This is a genomic window from Pseudalkalibacillus decolorationis, from assembly GCF_024609785.1.
In the GTDB taxonomy this organism is placed as follows: Bacteria; Bacillota; Bacilli; order Bacillales; family Fictibacillaceae; genus Pseudalkalibacillus; species Pseudalkalibacillus decolorationis.
This window is the reverse complement of the sequence record NZ_JANHJQ010000021.1, coordinates 38,662-58,612: the sequence shown is the minus strand read 5'-3', so window position 1 is coordinate 58,612 and position 19,951 is coordinate 38,662. Positions and strand designations below refer to the sequence as shown.

Below are 19,951 nucleotides of genomic sequence, written 5' to 3'. Positions count from 1 at the left end.
TGACACTTTTAACTGGAAATTCCTCCATTTTTCTTCATTTTTGAACAGGCACAATTAAGCTGAAATTGATTTTTCCTTTTGTTTTTCTTCTTTTTTGACAGCAAGGAATCGTTTAGTTTCTGCAACAACGACTCCGGAAAGACCAAGGAGTCCAATTAGGTTTGGTACCGCCATCAATCCGTTAAAGATATCAGCAAGCTTCCAAACGGTTCCAAGCGATACAGTTGTACCAACGAATACGGCAATAACAAACAACAATCGATAATACTTTACAGAATTGTCCCCGAATAGGTAAGAGAAGCATTTTTCTCCATAATAAGACCACCCAAGTACTGTAGAGTAAGCGAATAAGATCAAGCCTACTGTTACGATTAGTGCTCCAGGTGTACCTAAAAAGCTTTCGAAGGTTTCAGTCGTAAGTGCTGCTCCATTCAAATCTCCATCGTACATACCACCCATTACGAGTGTAATTCCTGTAATTGAACAAACAACAATTGTATCGATAAATACTTGAGTCATAGATACAAGTGCTTGGCGAGCAGGATAATCTGTTTTTGCAGCAGCAGCGGCAATAGGTGCAGAACCAAGACCAGCTTCGTTCGAGAATACACCACGTGCAACCCCGTATCGAATAACAGTTCCGATTGCACCACCAGCAACTGCATCACCTGTAAATGCATCAGAAAAAATGAGTCCTACTGCACTTGGAACTAATTCGATGTTCATTATTAAAATAATGAGTCCTCCGATGACATAGAACGCTGCCATGAAAGGAACGAGATATGCTGTAACACGTCCAATGCTTTTAATTCCGCCAAGAATAACGAGACCTGTTAATACCATCAATACTAAGCCGGTAATCCAGGTTGGGACACCAAACGTTTCAACTGCAAGGGCAACCGAGTTGGACTGTACCATGTTTCCGATTCCGAACGCTGCAAAGGCACCGAAAAATGCGAAAAGCACTCCGAGCCATTTTGCTTTTAGCCCTTTATCGAGGTAGTACATCGGACCGCCAGACATTTCGCCGTCTTTGTTTTTGACACGATACTTAACAGCAAGGATTGCCTCAGCATATTTCGTTGCCATTCCAAATAAAGCACTGAGCCACATCCACAGGACAGCTCCGGGACCACCAATAAATACGGCTGTCGCAACTCCTGCGATGTTACCAGTTCCAATTGTCGCAGCAAGCGCAGTCATCAAGGCTTGAAAGTGGGAGATGTCTCCCTCAGATTTTTTGTCCTGATTCTTACTAAATGCTAATTTTAATGAATAAGGAAGTAATGAGAACTGTAAAAAGCCAAGTCGGATTGTTAAGTAAATGCCTGTACCGACTAAAAGTATTAGCAGCCATGGCCCCCATACCCAGCTACTAATTTGTCCAAGTATATCTTCCAAGGTTGATTCCTCCTTTATAGGTTATCTATTTAATATTCTGAAAAATATTGAAAATACCTTTTTCTTCAGAAAAATTTAAGAAAAATCATTATTTGACAGCATATATCAACATAAGTCGTCAAACATCGCATCTATGTGCATTCTTTTTTACGTTCTTAACGTGTAAAAAAGAGCTGCCCGAGTTGGACAGCCCTTGAAAGCTAAATTATCTAAAAATTTGCTGCATAGATGTGATGTCTAGTTGCAGCGCCCAGGTGCTCGAGGTCGCTTCGATTTATGGGCATCACGCTGGAAAACGCGTTCCTGTCCAGAAATCTCCAGCGCTTGTCGCACCTAAACAGGGCGCTTGCACTTTTCTTAATATGTTTTGCTTTTTCTTGTTCTTTTCATGATAAAGCTAATAAGGAGAACAATAATTATCGCTCCAATCAATGCGGGTATGATTGCAAATCCACCAATCATTGGTCCAAACGAGCCGAGTATCGCAGTACCAAGCCATGCTCCTATAAATCCTGCCACAATATTTCCTATAATTCCGCCTGGAACATCTCTTCCTACAATCAAACCAGCAAGCCAACCGATGATTCCACCAACGATTAAAGCCCAAATAATATGCATCTAAATTGCCTCCTTTTTGCAAGAATGTAAAAAATTTTCTGCCTAGATGTGATATCTAGCTCCAGCACCCCAGGTGTTCGAGGTCGCTTCGATTCTTCCACAAACACAAAAAGCGTGTTATGTTGCAGAATCTCCAGCGCTTGCACCACAGGCATAAGGGCAACTAAGGTAATCGCCTTGGCGTTTACCAAGTTTTCTTTATCACACCTGAACAGGGCGCTTGCGCTTTTCAATGATGTCTAGCTACAGCGCCCAGCCCCTCGGATCACTTCAGTCCATCTGCGGCGGCGACAGCCTCCTCGATGGCCTTCCAGTGTCCTTCGTGGCTACCCAGGCCGCTTGCGCTTTTCTAGTTAATTCGGAATGTATCGGTACTTTACCCATCATAATCCACCAGTAAACCTAAGAACCTTTATGTTTGACGGGATACATAACTGGGGAAGTTACATAATAGTAAACGATATTATAAAAGGAGAGATAGTATGACTCAATCTGTATATAAAACACAAGCCAATGGTATTCAAACACAGCCACAGATTCAAAAGAGTAAGGACAAAACCTTTTTATTGAAAGGAATTTTGATTGGTGCTGCAGTTGGAGGGCTTGCTGCATTAATTGATAAAAATACTCGACAAAATGTCCAGCAACGCTCTGTGAAATTAAAGGATCAAACGTCCAACGTATTCCAGTACGTAAAGGATGATCCGAAAGTAATTATGAATACGTTGAAAAATACAATGAATACAACTTCAAAGGCACTAAACGAACTGGCGACAGAGGTAAGAGATGTTATGAAAAAAGTGGATGAGGTTCGTGAAAATTCAATGGAAACATACTCGAGTGTAAAAGATGTTGGGCACGAACTAAAAGATGTATCAGGTAAGGTAAAAGAAGCAGGGAAAGAATTTTCAGACATGAATACAGGTTCAACCAATAAACTAGATACAAACTAGTACAAATTGAACATTAGGGGAGGAGAGGCGCTATGGGAACGATAACAAAGTCCAACACAAAACTTTTTTGGAAAGAGTTTTTCAAACGGGTTCAGGAAGATGGTGTGATGGACTTGTCAGCACAACTGGCTTATTATTTCCTGCTGTCTCTTTTCCCCTTTTTAATTGTTTCAATAACATTAGTAACAGCTATCGTTGATCCCCAGCAACTTTTCAGATTGATTGATGCTTATGGACCTCCAGAGCTGATGGAAATCATCAAGGAAAATATGAATGTTATTAACCAAGGTGGTGGTACGATCCTCTCGGTGGGGATTATCGTAACACTTTGGACCGCATCGAATGGGATGAATGCTGTTATTCGTGCATTGAATAAGGCGTATGATGTACCTGAAAATCGAAACTTTATCGTCGCCAGGGGGGTAGCAATTTCATTAACCTTTGGGATGCTATTTATGATCGTTGTAGCAATGTTGCTTCCTATTTTTGGAGAAATGATTGGGAACTTCTTCATTTACATAGGCTTATCTCACTTTGAACCAGTTTGGAATGCGTTGAGATGGGTCATCAGTACAATCCTAATTGCAGGCGTAATAACAATGATTTATGTAGCTGCACCGAATAAAAAACTAGTAGTTCATGACGTATGGATTGGTGCTGTCGTTGCGACAATTGGCTGGCAGCTTGTTTCATGGGGATTTGCCTTTTATGTAAACAGCTTTTCCAATTATAATGCAACATACGGAAGTCTTGGCGGAATTATAGTATTAATGCTTTGGTTTTACATATCCGGAATGATGTTGATTATAGGTGGAGAACTTAATGCGACCTTAAATAAGTTTCGGCGTCGTACAAATACTTTTTAAGAATATAAATTTTTATCAAGGAAAAACTAATTCTACTCTTAACTAAAGGGGTAGATATTTATGAGTAACAATAAGCAAAACCATAATGTGAAAAACAATAAGAAACACAAGAGTGACAGCAAGCATAAGACAAGTGGTTCTGCTAATAAAAAGAATAATTATCATTGAATATGAGCTAAGGCTGATCCGTGACTCAGTCATTAAGATGATTCCGAGTCAGCCTTTTTTCTTATGTCTCTAATTACATACTTTTATTTAAACGACCTAGAAGAAAAAGTATTCCTATTAGTGTGCAAAAGGTTTTCATTCGAAAATATGGAGGGACTAGTTAATGCGCGTATCAGAATTATTTGTAAAGTGCTTAGAAAATGAAGGGGTTGAATATGTATTTGGAGTACCTGGTGAAGAAAATATCGACTTCCTTGATGCAATGAAGGAATCTCAAATCAACTTTATTACAACCAGGCATGAAACTGGAGCTGCCTTTATGGCAGGGTTATATGGGAAGCTAACAGGTAAACCAGGTGTATGTCTTGCTACTCTCGGCCCGGGGGCAACCAACCTTGTCACCGGTGTTGCAGACGCAAACATGGACATGGCACCAGTAGTAGCTATAACAGGACAAGCAGGGTTGGAGAGACAACATAAAGAGTCTCATCAATATTACGATATTGTCTCAATGTTTAAGCCAGTGACGAAGTGGAATACTTCAATTCGGGACAAAGATATCGTTCCAGAGGTTGTTCGGAAGGCATTTCAGCTTGCAACAAGTGAAAAGCCCGGAGCGACCCATATTGAGCTCCCGGAAGACATTGCGGCTATGGAAGTCGATCAAAAACCACTCGAAGCGATGCCAAATGGGTTGCTACCAAAGGCTGTTGAAGAAACAGTTGAAAAAGCTGCTTCGATAATTAATAAATCGAAGAAACCAATAATACTGGTCGGTAACGGTGTAACTAGAATGAAAGCATCTGAATCGCTACTTCAATTTGTTGAGAAGCTGAATGCCCCATTTACTAGTACTTTTATGGGAAAAGGCTCGATTACATGGGAGCACCCCTTAAACCTACAGACAACTGGGTTACAGGATAAAGATCATATTTCATGTGGAATCGATGACTCTGATTTGATCATTACAGTTGGGTACGACATGGTTGAATACGCACCAGCTGCATGGAATCCTAAGGGTGATAAGCCAATCATCCATATTGACACAAAGATGACGGAAGTGGATTCGCACTATCCTATAAAGGCAGGCCTCGTTGGGAATATTGATGAAAATTTAAATGCATTAACAGCAAAGATTAATAAGCGCGAAAAAACAAACGGTTTCATACAAAAACTTCGCGAGCAAATTTTGGATGATCTTCACGAGCATAACGAAGATCTGTCTTATCCGATGAAACCACAAAAGATTGTAGCTGACCTTCGAGATGTTCTTGACGATGAAGACATCTTGATCTCAGATGTCGGTGCTCACAAAATGTGGATTGCACGTTTCTTCCATTGTATCAAACCTAACACATGCTTAATTTCTAACGGATTTGCTTCGATGGGGATTGCAATGCCCGGAGCAATTGGCGCGAAACTGGCTTCTCCGGATAAAAAAGTCGTTGCAGTTGCAGGTGATGGCGGCTTCCTTATGACCGTTCAGGAGCTTGAGACAATCGTCCGCTTAAATCTGCCAATTGTGATTGTTGTATGGACCGATAACCGATATGGCCTCATTGAGTGGAAGCAAATGAACCACTTCGAACGTAGCTCAGGCATCAAATTTGGCAACCCTGATTTCGTTCAACTTGCCAAATCATTTGGTGCTGAAGGGATGAAGGTATTACGAGCAGAAGAATTTAAACCATTGATGAAAGAAGCCTTCAAAATGAAAAAGCCTGTTGTGATTGATTGTCCAGTCGATTACAAGGAAAACGTCCAACTGTCAGAACGTTTAGGGAATATTATTTGTAATAACTAAAGGACCTAAGGCTAATTCAAATAGTTCGTTAGCTAGAGCCAGACTGCTACTACGTATTTTTCTCAACAATTTACAATTTGTTGGGGAACGGGATGTCTGGCTCTTTTTCCTTATGGTCTAAATAGAATTCTATTAATATTGAGATAGAAGTAGTGATAACCATATAAAGGCAGTCATAAACTGGTTACAGCAAGTCCTTTCAGTATGTTACACTATCCTTAGTTTTGAAGTCGTAAAGAGAGGAAGCACGTCCGGATGCAAATTCAGAATACACCCACTCATCGTAGTTATGCGCGTAGAAAGTGGAAATGGATTGGAACAGTGCTTTTTCTTGGTTATATTACTGTGCTGATCTATTCCACCTTACTGACGTTCAATTATTATGTGTACGGGAAGTCCTTTAACCTTGTCTTATTCGAAAGTATTGAATTAATGTGGAATAGCGGAAACTATTGGCTGATGTTTAAGAATATCATAGGAAATATACTGCTGTTTATGCCGCTTGGGTTCTTACTTCCGTTGATCTTTCGAAGATTGTCACGATTTAAATATATGTTTTGGATTACATTTGGGACGAGTACAGTGATTGAATACTCGCAGTTCATGTATGCAAATCGGATTTTTGATATAGATGATATCTTTCTAAATGGGGTTGGCGGTTTAATCGGACTCCTATTTTTTAAAATATGTGCGTTTATGTACCGGCTTTATGAGCGGAATGTGAAACGGAAATAGACATACTATAGAAAGTATTTTTATACTTTCTTAACGTGTAAAATGAAAGGGCTAACTGCGCAGGCAGTTAGCCCTTTCATTTCTATTATTTGCCGAGTACGCGGTTAACCCGTTTTGTTAGCATTTTCATGCCATCGCCGCCTGCTTGGAAGTGGCGCAGCTTTCCTTCATTATCAAATACATAGTAGGCAGGAACATATTGATTTTCATAGGCATCCGTTAATTTATGCTGGTTGTCTACGAAAATGGGTTGTGAAATTCCATGTTCTGCGGCTACTTCCTTAATCTGATCGATATCAAGATCCTTTTCAGAGCGAGGCATATGAACGGCGATAACGTTTAGTTCGTCTTTATAATCATCTCTGAATTCGTTAATGTTTGGCATAGCATCTTTACAAAGCTGGCAACTAACAGACCAGAAGTGAACAAGAGTGGGTTTGCCCCCGATAAGTTCATCCTTTGATACTTCACCATTTAGCCATTCAGTAGCACCTGCGAATTCAGGCATTTCAGTACGTAATCTCATTTGTATATCGACTCCTTTTTCCATGTTAATTCTAATTTACACGTTTAGAAAGTAATAAAACTTTCNATTCAGGCATTTCAGTACGTAATCTCATTTGTATATCGACTCCTTTTTCCATGTTAATTCTAATTTACACGTTTAGAAAGTAATAAAACTTTCTATAGAGGTTGTTCAAAAAGTCCGGTAAAAATAGCTGTCGAATTTCTTCGTTGTTCGATCTCTCCGGTCCTCACGTATTAATAGCATACGTTCTGGTCCTCGAGATTTTCACGCCTCGAACTTCTCGGCTCTTTTTGTCCTCCTTTTTGAACACGCACCTAGAGTACAAGTAAAACTAAGGCTCAGCCTTGCATTGCCTAGTTTTCTTTGTAATCATTATCACCTAATCACAATTTTAAAACGAATGTGTACGGACGTCAATTTATTAGTCTCAAACTTAGTATTCCTTTGAGTTACAGGGATTAAACGTGTCTTCTAGCCAGTCCACAATTCGTTCGACCATCGAAAGGGTTAGGGTTGTGGTGTGATTAACATCCGAGTATAGCTCTAATGTAATCTTATTCTTGTTCAGATAAGTTGACAGGGCTTTTCGTAAAATTCAACCTGTGTATATACGGGAATTTGCACTAGAAGATTTTTTCCGGTAAAAGGATACGATTACGAACAATAGCAGCATAACTCCGCCGATTGTGTAATAAATGCTTCCTTCTGCAAAATATTCAATCGAGAATCCACCAATGATTGGCCCTAAAATACTTCCCATACTAAAGAAAATCCCTGCTAAGATATTACCTGCTGGTAGAAGGGCCTTTGGCAGGAGATCCGCCATATAAGTGATCCCCATTGAGAACAGAGATCCTAGAAACAATCCCGCAATAACAAATAATCCAGCTAATAGAAGAAGTGATTCAACGAAACTCATCATAATAAAGCTCATTCCACCAATAAAAAGACAAACAACAAGTACGGGTTTTCTACCAACTCGGTCACTTAGCAACCCGAGCGGTACTTGAAAAATTAATCCTCCCACAACAAACGCAGGTAAGAGTATCGTAACGGCCTCTATTCCAAGCCCTTGTCTCAAAGCATATACTGGAAAGTTGCTGTGGACAGCGGTTTCCAGGAATCCATAGCCGAATGCAGCAATTAAACCGACCCATGATAAACGAAAAACAGCCCCGTAACGCTTCCAAGTGCTTTGGCCAGCCATCGTTTGAATGTTTTCAGGATATTCGTTTTCGATTCGAAGTAAAAGTAATAGTGATATCAAACATAATAGAGCTGCAATCGCAAATGGTAGAACGATGTGTATTTCAATTAAGCTGATCATAGTTGGACCAACACCAAATCCTACTCCAAACGAAACTCCATAAATTGAAATGTTTTTCCCGCGATTTCCTTCATTGCTCATTGAGGTTAGCCAAACTTGTGTTGCGAAATGAAAGATATTGTCGCCCATTCCGATAATTAGACGGAGGATGGACCAGAACCAGATTGCTTGCCAGAGTGGTATGAAAAGAATGGATACACAGGTTAATGCAATACCGGTAAGGATTAATTTTTTATACCCAAACTTATGTAAAGGTTTTTCCAAGAAAGGAGAAATCAGCACAATTCCAATATAAAAGGCAGAGGCACTCAGCCCATTTAAACCCGAGGAAACACCTGCATTTTCTAATAAAATCGCAAGCAAGGGCAATAGCATACCTTGTGCAAATCCAGAAACGAATACAACGATAATTAACACATTAAATCGGAAACGACCAGAACGCATAACTTGTACTTCCCCCCGATTGCTGTTACATTTTGATAGTTATGTCATACTGAGTTTATAAGCTATAAAACACAAACTTCTAAAGTATTATACCAAAGTTTGTCATTATAAGTAGGATAGAAAAGGTGAGAACAGATGGAATTTAGAATGAAAGACGGAGGATTTACAACAGATCTCGAATATGGAACATTGAATATTTCTGGAGATGAGCAATATGGGTTTCGTCCGTATCAATTGTTGGTTTCTTCGGTTGCTGTATGCAGTGGTGGCGTATTAAGGAAGGTCTTGACGAAAATGCGATATCCCTTTGAGAATATTACGGTAAAAGCTGATGTTCAACGAAATGAATCAGAGGCGGATCGCGTGGAAAAGATTTCGCTACGTTTTTACATTGAAACGAGTCAGTGGGACGAGAAAAAAATCGAAAAAGCAATGAAGCTAACCCGTAAAAATTGTTCGATGGTGCAATCAGTTCAAGCTAGTATTGAAGTAGTGGAGGAGGCAGAATGGGTCAGGGTGTGAAGCAGTTTGTGTTTCTCGTACTTGGTGCACTCATTCAAGGAATCGGAATGGGAATCTTCTTGTTTCCTCATCACATCCCTTCTGGCGGTGCTGCCGGGATTGCGATTATAAATGAGTACTTTTGGAACATTCCCCTTGGTTGGTCATTGTGGCTTGTAAATGTCCCATTACTGTTTGCTGCTGTTCGTTTTCTAGGTGCGGGTTCCGCTGTTAAGACCATTTTCGCAGTCACAATTACGTCCTTAACAGTTGATATAATCGGATTATCGATGACAAAACCTCTATCTGTCCCATGGGTTGATTTGATTTTTGGCGGATGTCTTTTTGGAATTGGTGTTGGAATTCTATTTCGAAATGGTGCATCCTCAGGTGGTATGGCGATTCTTGCACAAATTCTCTCAAAAGCGTTGGATCGTTCTCCTGGTAAAGTGATGTTTTGGATCAATGGAATTATCTTTTTTATTACCGCATTTGTCGTTGGCTGGTGGATCTTCCTATTCGCGTTTTGTACCCAATTGATCGGTACGAAAATGTTAGACATCGTCTACAAAGGCAATTTCATCAATGTGAAATTGCGGAAAGCTTTCCATATGTAACTCCATAAACGACCCTGCTACACATAAATAGTGGGAAGATGAGCACCCTCTCTGTTAGATAGATCTGACGAAAGGGTGTTTTCTTATGCAAAGATACTACTCGAGAATTTATTGGCATTTTACAGGCTCACCAAAAGGAAACTTTTCTGGTGCCTTGTGTCCTGATGAACTTCTCCAGAAAAGCCACCCTAAATCGGATCACGATTCTGTTGATCTCGTACAATCAATTGTTGAATCCGGAGTGTTGAAAGCAACAGGGGGAGACGAGGTTGGAATATACCAAACAAAAGCCTTTTGCAGCACAACCGATATTCCGATTAAAGATCTAGTGGATCACTCACTATATTATGGAAGAGCAGCAATCGGATTCAAGGCAAATGTCATCCATGATTTGTTTTTGCCTGTTCTTTATTTGTCCTCTGACCATACGAAACGTAAAGAATTTGTGAATAGAGACCATCCATTAAAAGATTTCATTAAGCTAACCGACTTTCAACCTGAAAAAGGACATACCTTTTACCGAGAACGGGAATGGCGACATATTGGTGACTTTCATTTTAAAAAGAAGGATATTGCCGCGATTGTCGTCCCCGATCCGTTTCTAAAAAAGATGCGTGATGTACTTGAACACAAAAATTATCCTGAAGATATTTCGGTTTTATCATGGCGTTTAATTGAAGAGGCGTAATTGGATCAAACGTCCGTTTTAAATGCCTAAAAATGACTGTGAAGCGCTCGTGCAGTCACTTTTCCCTTAATCTTTCACGGATTATGAGACTCAATCAAACGTTTGTTTAATGCGGCAAGATTATCAATCAAACGTTTGTTTGAAAATGAACGCTGAAATCAATTTAACTAATTTTTTCCACTGTTTCTTATTATTCAAACGTTTGATTTAATCGTTCGTTTCCTTATGGTTCTAAGGCTAATCGTCTCAATCAAACGTTTGTTTAAGTTGAAAAATAAACATATGAAAAAATTGGCATGCACATTTTAGCTTTAGTGGAAAAAAATAAGTATATGAAAGGGGTATGTGCGCTTATGAGAAAGATAAGTATTTTGATTTTCTGTTTATGCTTATTACTTGTACCTAACCAAGTTTTTTCAGCAAAAGAGAAGCAAAGTGATAAGGTTTCAATTCCAAATTCAACTGTTTCCATATCAAAGGAAAACACGTATCCGAATGCCACGCAGGATTTACCAGACCTTCAGCCTAGTGAGCTCACGAGGGATATGTTTTCAACAACTGACATCAAGATTGAGAACCCGGAACTTATCCGTCTCTTTAATGAATCCACTATTGCTCCAACAAAAACTGCTGTCGGATATCGAGCTAAGATCTACTTAGGTGAGTGGCCATTGAATTATGAATCTGCAGAAACAAATGTCAATTGGGAGTACAAGAAAGTGAATATCAATCAAGTGGACAATCGTGGTGGACAGGCGGTTCAACAACTGAAGTTCGTACAGGAAAACGAGGAGAAGGTGAGCGGAGGATTAACTGCTGAAATTCCAAGTAGTGACGATGTGAAAAAAATGATGATGATTACTGCTTCGAAAAAGACAGCTCTTCCATTGTCCTTTACTACGATTATTGGAAAAGGAACAAAGAAAGATAATGTTTATAATATTCAACCGAAGAAGGCAGGCTATTTATACGGATATATTCCAGCCGTTAACGAAAAAGGTCGTGTCACATACGGTGAGGTATACATTGTTTTAAAAGGAAGTAAGAAGATGATTGAAGTGAAAAACGTTACCCACCAAGGAATTGGTGCTTGGATCCCTGTTCAGGATTATATTACTCTCCGCTTTAACATGACAAACTGATTTTGTGAGATCGAGGGTGATTCATAATACTAATCCACATAAAAAATGGAGACTGACCACGAGGCCAGTCTCTTCCTTATTTATTTTTAGCTTCGACCCAATGGTCACTCCAACGTTGAATTTCACCTATGACATCCTTTAGTGAAGACCCTTTATCAGTTAGTTCATATTCAATACGTACTGGTGTTTCAGGGTAAACATCGCGCTTAACGATGCCGAGTGATTCAAGTTCCTTCATCCGTTCTGTAAGCATTCGATCACTCATATCGGGGATTTGCTTTTTAATATCTTTAAATCGTTTAGGTCCAGAAAGTAACACACGTATGATAAGCCCTGTCCATTTTTTACCAATAATTTCTATCGCAGCTTCGTATTTTGGGCACATGCTTTCATAGTTCACAATTCATCACCTCATATTTGTTGCTGAGATTGACTCGAGTTTACATGTAAGTTTTCTTTAGTGTACGGTTTCGACTTACTTTTGTAAAGCAATACCATTATGATATGGATGTCCCCAGCAAATCATTCTGGTATGATGGATACGGATAGAAAGGAGTTTTTTGCAAGATGGGAAATGCGATTAATGATAAAGAGACACAAATGCACTATATACAAAACCGTATGGATATGCTCTTAAAAGTTCTTGATGCGATAGATCCAAAAACAGCTGGCGTTGAAGAGATTGACCGTATTATCGGAATGCTTGATGAACTTGAACTAAAGTGTAAGCAGTTTCGACATGATTGGGAAGAGTAATTATGACAAATTTTATAGTTAATTTGTTATAATAAAAATAGATTAATTATAGTGTAACCAGTAATTTAATTTCGCTTACAAATAAGTATTATTTTTATAGAATAGTTTCAATTAGTGCATAAAAAAAGGGCGACAATTCTTGAAAAGGGGTCATTGGGGAATGGAGAAATTAAAAGATAGTATGTATAAGTTGATCGTTGAAACGTCGACTAACCTTCCAAAGGATGTCCGTAGAGCGATCGCGAAGGCAAAGGCTCAGGAAAACGCTGGCACTCGTGCAGCGATGTCTTTAGATACAATCAGTGACAATATTTTAAAGGCAGACGAAAATGTATTGCCAATTTGTCAGGACACAGGACTACCTACTTTTAAAATTAAAGTGCCTGTTGGAGTGAACCAACTTGAAATCAAAAAGGCAATTAAGGAAGCTATTACTGAGGCAACTGCAAACAGTAAATTACGGCCGAATTCGGTTGATTCATTAACTGGTGCCAATAGCGGTGATAATCTTGGCGATGGCACACCTGTCATTAAGTTTGAACAATGGGAGAAAGACTATATAGATGCTCGTCTTATCCTAAAAGGCGGCGGTTGTGAAAATAAAAACATTCAATATAGCCTTCCAGCGGAGCTAGATGGACTTGGAAGAGCCGGGCGTGATCTTGACGGAATCCGAAAGTGTATCATGCATTCCGTTTATCAAGCTCAGGGTCAAGGCTGTAGTGCAGGATTTATCGGAGTAGGAATCGGCGGGGATCGTACATCAGGCTATGAGCTGGCTAAAGAGCAGTTGTTCCGTTCCGTTGAAGATACAAACACAAATGATGACCTTCGTAAGCTTGAAGAGTATGTAATGGATAATGTGAACGAACTCGGAATAGGTTCAATGGGCTTTGGCGGTGAAACGACGTTGTTAGGTTGTAAGGTTGGTGTCATGAACCGGATTCCTGCAAGCTTTTTCGTTTCTGTCGCTTACAATTGCTGGGCCTATCGTCGTCTTGGATTTAAGTTAGATGGTGAAACAGGTGAGATTCAAGAGTGGTTCTATCAGGATGGGGAAAAGATTGATTTTAAAAAGGAAATGGAAAAAGCGGCTGCAACTCTTGAAGGACAGGATGAAGTACGTGAAGTCGTTCTTGAGGCACCAATCACTGAGGAGAAGATTCGAGAGCTTCGAGTTGGGGATGTAGTGCGAATTAACGGTGTTATGCACACTGGTCGTGACGCGATTCATAAGCATTTAATGTCTAACGACGCGCCAGTCGATCTGAATGGTCAGATCATTTATCACTGCGGTCCGGTTATGAGGAAGGATGAATCTGGTGAGTACCACGTAATGGCAGCAGGTCCGACAACAAGTATTCGTGAGGAACCATATCAAGGGGACATCATGAAAAAATTCGGAATCCGTGCTGTGATCGGTAAAGGTGGAATGGGTCCGAAAACGCTGAAAGCACTTGAAGAACACGGCGGCATTTACCTGAACGCAATTGGCGGTGCTGCACAGTACTATGCGGAGTGTATTAAAAAAGTGGATGGTGTCGATTTACTCGATTTCGGTATTCCAGAAGCAATGTGGCATCTTCAAGTAGAAGGATTTACAGCGGTTGTTACGATGGACTCCCACGGGAAAAGCCTCCATCAGGATGTTGAAAAATCTTCGTTAGAGAAACTAGCCCAGTTTAAAGAACCGGTATTTAAATAAAATGAATGTTTGGAAAAGCGGAGGACTCTAAGTATAGGAGTCCTCCGTTTTTTTAATAGGAAAGTATAAAATTTGATGCAAAGATGTAATGTCTAGCTTTAGCGCCCAGTTGCTCGAGGTCGCTTCGATTTCTGGCATCACGCTGGAAAGCGCGTTCTTGTCCAGAAATCTCCAGCGCTTGCACTAGCATAAGTTCAACTAAGGTAATCGCCTAAAAAGCGTGGCGTTTACCAAGTTTTCTTTATCGCACCTAAACGGGCGCTTCCGCTTTTCTGTATTGGAAATCGATTCCTCGTATGTATAGCTGAACAATATTCAAACTAAATGTAAGGACATACAGAGGGAGAAGATTTCTGTGCTAAAACATTTTATTGCCGCATTCCTTGCAGTTGTGTTGGTATTAATGGTTCCACTGAACGGAAATGCTTATTCGAACGAAAAGCATGATTGGTTTTTTAAACGGAGCAAGGATCATCAACCAGCAACAACAGAATCGGAATTTATTGAGCTTTTAAAAAAGTACAATGGATTTTTTATTGGGGACACAAGTGAAAAAAATCTTTATTTAACATTTGATAATGGCTATGAGAATGGATACACAAAACAAGTTCTAGATGTTTTAAAAGAAAAGAAGGTCCCAGCAGCATTTTTTGTTACGGGGCATTACTTAAAGGACCAACCAGAACTGGTTCAACGGATGGTAAAAGAAGGGCATATTGTTGGGAATCACTCGTGGCACCATCCGGACTTAACAACAGTTAGCAATGATCGTTTAAAAGAGGAACTTCAAAAGGTGGAAGAAGCATACCGAAAATTAACGGGACGCGATGATATGATGTTTTTGCGACCACCAAGGGGAGTATTTAGCGAACGAACTCTTGCTTTATCTGAACAAGAAGGTTACATCAACGTGTTTTGGTCACTGGCCTACATGGATTGGATGACGGATCAACAAAAGGGTTCAGATTATGCCTACCGTAATATCATGAAACAAGTTCATCCAGGAGCGATCATGCTGCTCCATACTGTTTCTAAGGACAACGCAGAAGCTCTAGCCCGCGTCATCGATGACTTACGTAAACAAGGCTACACATTTAAAAGCCTTAACACCCTTGTAGCAGATGAAAACCTTCTCGGCGCAAATAAGATTGGACAGGGTAATCTCCAACCCCTAGATTGAAGGAGAACAAACCTTCAATCTCAAGATTAAAACGGAACGATTGAAGGGGAATTAACCTTAAAGCTAATAGACGAAAATACGTGTTGAAATGACTGTTATGGAGGGTCAGGTTCGGTAAAGGATCGCAAAATTAAAGCGGTTCTTTACATCTACCTGACCCCTTTGATGTTAATGGGCCTTCATGTGATATAATGAATCCGATTCTACAAAGACGGAGTGTTAGGATGAACACAAAAGATGTACACGTAAAAGTTGGGGAAACAATCCCTGTTACAATAAAAAGACTCGGAATAAATGGAGAAGGGGTCGGATTTTATAAAAGAAAAGTAACATTCATCCCGGGAGCCCTCCCGGGTGAAGAGATACTTGCCGAAGTTACGAAAGCCTTTCCTAATCGCATTGAAGCGAGTGTAAAGTCAATAAAGAAACGATCAGAAGACAGGGTGAAACCGCCATGCCCGATCTACGAAGAATGCGGAGGCTGTCAGCTCCAGCATCTTCAATATGAGGCTCAGTTGCGTGAAAAGAAGGATATTGTACGCCAGGCTTTTGATCGGTATACGAATTACAATGCGCATCACCTTCCGTTGAAAGATACGATCGGCATGGAAGATCCATGGAATTACCGAAACAAAAGTCAACTTCAGGTTGCAAAACGAGATGCCTCAGTGATCGCGGGTCTATATGGAATTGGTTCTCACAAGCTGATCGATCTAACGAATTGCATGGTTCAGCATCCCGAAACAACAAGTGTCACGAATGAGATTAAGTCGATTCTAGAGGACCTGAACATTTCCATTTATAATGAACGAAAGCGCTCGGGTATTGTGCGAACCATTGTGACGAGAGTAAGTTTTCAAACGAAGCAGGTTCAAGTTGTTCTGGTTACAACTCAGCGTGATATTCCTAAAAAAGATCTTTTAATAGGTGAAATCAAAAAACGCTTGCCACTAGTCGTTTCGCTTTTACAAAATATCAACGGTCAAAAGACGTCTGTTATTTTTGGTGAGGAAACGATTCATCTTGAAGGTGCGGAAACGATTCAAGAAACGCTAGGGGATCTGTCTTTTGAGTTATCAGCTCGAGCATTCTTTCAATTAAATCCGGTTCAAACAGTCAAATTATATAATCAAGTTCGTAAAGCAGCTAAACTTACGGGTGAAGAAAAAGTCGTCGATGCGTATTGCGGAGTAGGAACGATTGGTCTTTGGCTCGCAAAGGATGCAAAAGAAGTTCGCGGGATGGATGTCATTGAAGATTCGATTGATGATGCCACAGAGAATGCAATAAAACACGGATTTACAAATGTTCAATATGAGACGGGAAAAGCAGAGTATTGGCTCCCTAAATGGTTAAAAGAAGGCTGGAAACCTGATGTTATCGTGGTCGATCCTCCGAGAACAGGCTGTGATCAGACGTTTTTAGATACAGTCAAAAAAATCAAACCGAAGAAATTGGTCTATGTTTCATGTAATCCATCGACTCTGGCAAAGGACGTAAACTTCTTATCGAAAGCAGGATTTAAAGTAGAGCGGTTACAGCCTGTAGACATGTTTCCACATACTTCACATGTTGAAGTTGTAGCTTCTTTAACTTTGAAATAAAAAGAAAAAAGCGTTTCGAGGATCCCGTGAATCAGAGATCTTCGAAACACATTCAAGTTTGGTATTATAAATTATCGCTCGGAATAATGGGCAGCAGGATATGTGATGGATATTTTTTGCTATGATAAATGAGTTGATTCGCTTTCTGAACATCCGTACTATCCTTCATTGTTAAACCTGTATTCGGATTCGCGTCAAACCTCGGAAAATTACTTGAGGAAACTTCAACACGGATGCAGTGGCCAGGAAGAAAAACGTTACTAGTTGCCCATAAATCAATTTCATACTCAATTACTTCTCCACATAAATCCGTCTCTGGGTGGTAACCGTTTCGATATCGGGCTCTAACAATGCCATCGGTCAAATTATAAGCAGTCCCATTGGGCATGACATCGACCAGCTTGGCGGTAAAATCAGTATCCTTCGCATCTGTAGAAGCCCAAAGCTTAACCTTCACTAATCCTGTAACCTCAATTGGCTCCTTAATAGGTTCTGAAGTATAGACTAATACATCTTCTCTCTCCTCGAGCACTTTCTGGTCACGAGGTCCAGTTGTGTTTACGCCATCATGTAATGTGCCGCCGCCATTAGATGGTACCGGATGTTCGGGGTCATATACGAATTGATCAACATGATCTTCAGTTGGATTTTCAGTGGATAGCCTTCCATCACCAAATCGCGTATTTGCCCCACCAGCACTATGTAGGTAGTACGGGGTGTAGGATGTACGTGCAAGTGGCCATTCTTGTTCGTTACGCCACTGATTTACACCCATAACAAATATTTTTACAGGTGCCTCATCGGTAATGTGTGTTTCTTCTCCTTTAAGCCAATGATTGAACCAACGCAAGTGGAGGTTTGTCAAATCTTCACGCAAATCAATCCAGTCTTCTGATGCGTGTGCACCGAATTTCCGGTCACCAATCACCGAACCAAAATCACCATGAGCCCAAGGACCAATTATGATCTTTTGATGTTTTCTTGCCTTTTCACTGCTGGCTTTCTTGCACATTTCAGTATAATTTTCAATCGTAGATAGGAGTAAGGAATCGTACCATCCACCGACATGATACGCAGGAACATCTATTTCGCTATATTTATGAACAATACTCGCTCTTTCCCAAAAATTATCCTCTAGGTCATAATTTAGTAATTCAAAGAAAAATTCAGCTATGCCGAGTTCTTTGATTGGAGGCCATTTTTTAATGGGGAAAAATCTGTACCATTCTTCTATTTGGTTAATATTTTCTGCTAACCTTTTCATAGCCTGCTTATAAGATACAGAGTCATCTTTGTAGGCTCTTTTTAAAAGATCAGGTACGATCGATTCTAGATACCAGGTTTCAGAAAGCCCCAATCCATAAGCTCCGTTTTGATAACTGCTTCCTCTTCGTGGATCATTCAGTGCCTGAGCAGGGAAGATCGCATTCAAATGTGGAGGCCGTTCAGTCGCAGCGAGAAGTTGTGTGAAACCGTAGTAGGAGAGACCAAACATGCCGACTTTACCAGAGGAATAAGGTAAAGAAGCCGCCCATTCGACAGTATCATAACCATCTTTAGCCTCGTTCACAAAGGGTTGAAAATCACCTTCAGATTCATAACGACCACGAACATCTTGTATAATCACGACGTAACCATTGCTTACAAGACGATTCGTATCTATGTAACGATGTGAATAAAACGGAAGGTCTTTGCCATAAGGAAGGCGAGTGATCAATACCGGGAACTTCCCATCTATGTTAGGTCGGTAAATATCTGCATACAGCACAGTACCATCCCGTAACGTACATGGTACATTCTTTTCTAATAAAATTTGTGTTGATTTCAATTCAACCGTCCCCTTTAGTAAATATTATCGAAATCCATTCGGGTTTTACCAAATGGACTTCGACAAAATGTATAATTTTAGCATAGATGTAATGTCTAGCTCCAGCCCAGTGACCTTCGGGGATACCCAGGGCGCTTTCGCTTTTCTTGCATGTTAAGAAAGTATAAAAAATACTTTCTATAGTATAAGCGCAACTATGGCGATCACCTGCGCTAAGGCTTGGCGCTAGTCAATTTTTCTTTATAAGTAAAGAAAGTATAAAAGTTTGGCGGCATGGATGTAATGTCCAGCTTCAGCGCCCAACCACTTGGATCACTTCAGGCCTCCTGCGGCGGCAACAGCCTCCTCGTCGGTCTTCCAGTGACCTTCGTGGCTGAACAGGGCGCTTACGCTTTTCTATCAAGCTGGCTTTTTATCTTGTTTTAGACCTTTGTTGTTTACCGGTGAAAGTATACGTTCTAGCCAACCCATACCGATATCAGCTATGACCGCCATTAGAGCTGTTGGGATTGCACCGGCGAGAATAATAGCTGTTCCATTGGTAGCGTTTGTACCACGGATGATAATATCACCTAAGCCACCAGCACCGATAAATGTTCCAATAGTTGCAATACCAATCGCAATGACTAGGGCAGTTCTGAGACCAGCCATAATGACCGATAATGCTAAAGGTAATTCCACCATTCGCAACACTTGGAATTTGGTCATCCCCATCCCACGGCCAGATTCAAGCAGGGCGTTATCTACGTTACGAATCCCGGTATACGTATTTCTCAGAATAGGCAAAAGGGAATATAGGAAAAGTCCAAAAACAACCGTATTTGCCCCAAGACCCATTACGAGCATGAGTACCGCGAGCATTGCAAGAGCAGGTATTGTTTGGATGATGTTCGTTAGTGAAATGACTACCGCGCTTAATCGAGCGTTTCGGGCAATAAAAATGCCGACGGGAATTGCCACCAATGCGGCAAATAAAACACCATAAGCAGACATTAGAAAATGTCGTGAAACTTCTTCCCATACATACCCAATATTTTGTGAATAGTAATACCACAAATCCTCTATGATATCCAAGGGTCATCACC

Annotated in this window: 19 protein-coding genes; 12 read left to right on the top strand and 7 right to left on the bottom strand. The window is 40.4% G+C overall.

The genetic code is table 11. From position 1 onward, the window contains the following. Positions 1-54: 54 nt before the first annotated feature. Both NON16_RS18255 and NON16_RS18250 read right to left on the bottom strand, forming a co-directional pair. The gene (locus tag NON16_RS18255; protein WP_257350861.1) at positions 55-1,401 is read right to left on the bottom strand and encodes an alanine/glycine:cation symporter family protein; all 1,347 of its coding nucleotides are present in this window, start codon (positions 1,399-1,401) and stop codon (positions 55-57) included. A 357-nt stretch (positions 1,402-1,758) separates the two neighbouring features. Continuing rightward, positions 1,759-2,019: a GlsB/YeaQ/YmgE family stress response membrane protein gene (locus NON16_RS18250; RefSeq protein WP_257350860.1), complete on the bottom strand. Its 261-nt coding sequence runs from the start codon at positions 2,017-2,019 to the stop codon at positions 1,759-1,761. Between the two features lie 482 nt (positions 2,020-2,501). On the opposite strand from NON16_RS18250, the gene NON16_RS18245 reads away from it, so the two are divergent. The 4 genes from NON16_RS18245 to NON16_RS18230 all read left to right on the top strand — a co-directional run bounded on the left by NON16_RS18245 (position 2,502) and on the right by NON16_RS18230 (position 6,545). Continuing rightward, complete coding sequence (locus NON16_RS18245; protein ID WP_257350859.1) at positions 2,502-2,972, top strand: YtxH domain-containing protein; 471 nt, start codon at positions 2,502-2,504, stop codon at positions 2,970-2,972. 32 nt (positions 2,973-3,004) lie between these two features. Beyond that, complete coding sequence (locus tag NON16_RS18240; protein ID WP_257350858.1) at positions 3,005-3,838, top strand: YihY/virulence factor BrkB family protein; 834 nt, start codon at positions 3,005-3,007, stop codon at positions 3,836-3,838. Positions 3,839-4,169: 331 nt separating this feature from the next. Continuing rightward, complete coding sequence (locus tag NON16_RS18235) at positions 4,170-5,810, top strand: acetolactate synthase large subunit (RefSeq protein WP_257350857.1); 1,641 nt, start codon at positions 4,170-4,172, stop codon at positions 5,808-5,810. Positions 5,811-6,065: 255 nt separating this feature from the next. Continuing rightward, entirely contained in the window at positions 6,066-6,545 is a 480-nt protein-coding gene (locus tag NON16_RS18230) for a VanZ family protein (RefSeq protein ID WP_257350856.1), read from the top strand. 85 nt (positions 6,546-6,630) lie between these two features. On the opposite strand, the gene NON16_RS18225 is transcribed toward NON16_RS18230, so the two are convergent. Beyond that, the gene (locus NON16_RS18225) at positions 6,631-7,071 is read right to left on the bottom strand and encodes a TlpA family protein disulfide reductase (RefSeq protein WP_257350855.1); all 441 of its coding nucleotides are present in this window, start codon (positions 7,069-7,071) and stop codon (positions 6,631-6,633) included. A 598-nt stretch (positions 7,072-7,669) separates the two neighbouring features. Beyond that, positions 7,670-8,845: an MFS transporter gene (locus NON16_RS18220; RefSeq protein WP_257350854.1), complete on the bottom strand. Its 1,176-nt coding sequence runs from the start codon at positions 8,843-8,845 to the stop codon at positions 7,670-7,672. Positions 8,846-8,980: 135 nt separating this feature from the next. On the opposite strand from NON16_RS18220, the gene NON16_RS18215 reads away from it, so the two are divergent. From NON16_RS18215 to NON16_RS18200, 4 genes are all read left to right on the top strand, one after another. Continuing rightward, positions 8,981-9,367 (top strand): OsmC family protein, encoded by a 387-nt coding sequence (locus NON16_RS18215; protein ID WP_257350853.1) that lies wholly within the window; start codon positions 8,981-8,983, stop codon positions 9,365-9,367. Next, the gene (locus NON16_RS18210) at positions 9,352-9,963 is read left to right on the top strand and encodes a YitT family protein (RefSeq protein ID WP_257350852.1); all 612 of its coding nucleotides are present in this window, start codon (positions 9,352-9,354) and stop codon (positions 9,961-9,963) included. The genes NON16_RS18215 and NON16_RS18210 overlap by 16 nt, the downstream gene beginning before the upstream one ends. An 85-nt stretch (positions 9,964-10,048) precedes the next feature. Next, the gene (locus NON16_RS18205) at positions 10,049-10,651 is read left to right on the top strand and encodes an abortive infection system antitoxin AbiGi family protein (protein WP_257350851.1); all 603 of its coding nucleotides are present in this window, start codon (positions 10,049-10,051) and stop codon (positions 10,649-10,651) included. A 353-nt stretch (positions 10,652-11,004) separates the two neighbouring features. Continuing rightward, entirely contained in the window at positions 11,005-11,793 is a 789-nt protein-coding gene (locus NON16_RS18200; protein WP_257350850.1) for a YfkD famly protein, read from the top strand. Positions 11,794-11,869: 76 nt separating this feature from the next. Here the strand turns inward: NON16_RS18200 and NON16_RS18195 are convergent, their stop codons facing one another. Beyond that, positions 11,870-12,193 carry a winged helix-turn-helix transcriptional regulator gene (locus NON16_RS18195; RefSeq protein ID WP_257350849.1) on the bottom strand — a complete coding sequence of 108 codons (324 nt, stop codon included), beginning with the start codon at positions 12,191-12,193 and terminating at the stop codon, positions 11,870-11,872. 167 nt (positions 12,194-12,360) lie between these two features. Here NON16_RS18195 and NON16_RS18190 point away from each other — a divergent pair, with 167 nt between their 5' ends. From NON16_RS18190 to rlmD, 4 genes are all read left to right on the top strand, one after another. Beyond that, positions 12,361-12,549 carry an SE1561 family protein gene (locus NON16_RS18190; protein ID WP_257350848.1) on the top strand — a complete coding sequence of 63 codons (189 nt, stop codon included), beginning with the start codon at positions 12,361-12,363 and terminating at the stop codon, positions 12,547-12,549. 160 nt (positions 12,550-12,709) lie between these two features. After that, positions 12,710-14,254: a fumarate hydratase gene (locus NON16_RS18185; protein ID WP_257350847.1), complete on the top strand. Its 1,545-nt coding sequence runs from the start codon at positions 12,710-12,712 to the stop codon at positions 14,252-14,254. A 403-nt stretch (positions 14,255-14,657) separates the two neighbouring features. Further along, on the top strand, positions 14,658-15,434 hold the full coding sequence (gene pdaA / locus NON16_RS18180; RefSeq protein WP_257350880.1) for a delta-lactam-biosynthetic de-N-acetylase: 777 nt from the start codon (positions 14,658-14,660) through the stop codon (positions 15,432-15,434). Positions 15,435-15,658: 224 nt separating this feature from the next. Next, entirely contained in the window at positions 15,659-17,038 is a 1,380-nt protein-coding gene (gene rlmD, locus NON16_RS18175) for a 23S rRNA (uracil(1939)-C(5))-methyltransferase RlmD (protein WP_257350846.1), read from the top strand. Between the two features lie 64 nt (positions 17,039-17,102). Here the strand turns inward: rlmD and NON16_RS18170 are convergent, their stop codons facing one another. Next, a complete protein-coding gene (locus NON16_RS18170; RefSeq protein ID WP_257350845.1) occupies positions 17,103-18,866 on the bottom strand; it encodes a CocE/NonD family hydrolase in 1,764 nt (587 codons plus the stop codon). Positions 18,867-19,265: 399 nt separating this feature from the next. Further along, on the bottom strand, positions 19,266-19,940 hold the full coding sequence (locus NON16_RS18165; protein WP_257350844.1) for an ABC transporter permease: 675 nt from the start codon (positions 19,938-19,940) through the stop codon (positions 19,266-19,268). Between the last annotated feature and the right edge of the window lie 11 nt (positions 19,941-19,951).

Excerpts from the sequence above, each read along its gene's own strand:
- NON16_RS18250 (WP_257350860.1), bottom strand. The coding sequence starts at position 2,019 with ATGCATATTATTTGGGCTTTAATCGTTGGTGGAATCATCGGTTGGCTT.
- NON16_RS18245 (WP_257350859.1), top strand. The coding sequence starts at position 2,502 with ATGACTCAATCTGTATATAAAACACAAGCCAATGGTATTCAAACACAG.
- NON16_RS18240 (WP_257350858.1), top strand. The coding sequence starts at position 3,005 with ATGGGAACGATAACAAAGTCCAACACAAAACTTTTTTGGAAAGAGTTT.
- NON16_RS18235 (WP_257350857.1), top strand. The coding sequence starts at position 4,170 with ATGCGCGTATCAGAATTATTTGTAAAGTGCTTAGAAAATGAAGGGGTT.
- NON16_RS18230 (WP_257350856.1), top strand. The coding sequence starts at position 6,066 with ATGCAAATTCAGAATACACCCACTCATCGTAGTTATGCGCGTAGAAAG.
- NON16_RS18225 (WP_257350855.1), bottom strand. The coding sequence starts at position 7,071 with ATGAGATTACGTACTGAAATGCCTGAATTCGCAGGTGCTACTGAATGG.
- NON16_RS18220 (WP_257350854.1), bottom strand. The coding sequence starts at position 8,845 with ATGCGTTCTGGTCGTTTCCGATTTAATGTGTTAATTATCGTTGTATTC.
- NON16_RS18215 (WP_257350853.1), top strand. The coding sequence starts at position 8,981 with ATGGAATTTAGAATGAAAGACGGAGGATTTACAACAGATCTCGAATAT.
- NON16_RS18210 (WP_257350852.1), top strand. The coding sequence starts at position 9,352 with ATGGGTCAGGGTGTGAAGCAGTTTGTGTTTCTCGTACTTGGTGCACTC.
- NON16_RS18205 (WP_257350851.1), top strand. The coding sequence starts at position 10,049 with ATGCAAAGATACTACTCGAGAATTTATTGGCATTTTACAGGCTCACCA.
- NON16_RS18200 (WP_257350850.1), top strand. The coding sequence starts at position 11,005 with ATGAGAAAGATAAGTATTTTGATTTTCTGTTTATGCTTATTACTTGTA.
- NON16_RS18190 (WP_257350848.1), top strand. The coding sequence starts at position 12,361 with ATGGGAAATGCGATTAATGATAAAGAGACACAAATGCACTATATACAA.
- NON16_RS18185 (WP_257350847.1), top strand. The coding sequence starts at position 12,710 with ATGGAGAAATTAAAAGATAGTATGTATAAGTTGATCGTTGAAACGTCG.
- pdaA (WP_257350880.1), top strand. The coding sequence starts at position 14,658 with ATGGTTCCACTGAACGGAAATGCTTATTCGAACGAAAAGCATGATTGG.
- rlmD (WP_257350846.1), top strand. The coding sequence starts at position 15,659 with ATGAACACAAAAGATGTACACGTAAAAGTTGGGGAAACAATCCCTGTT.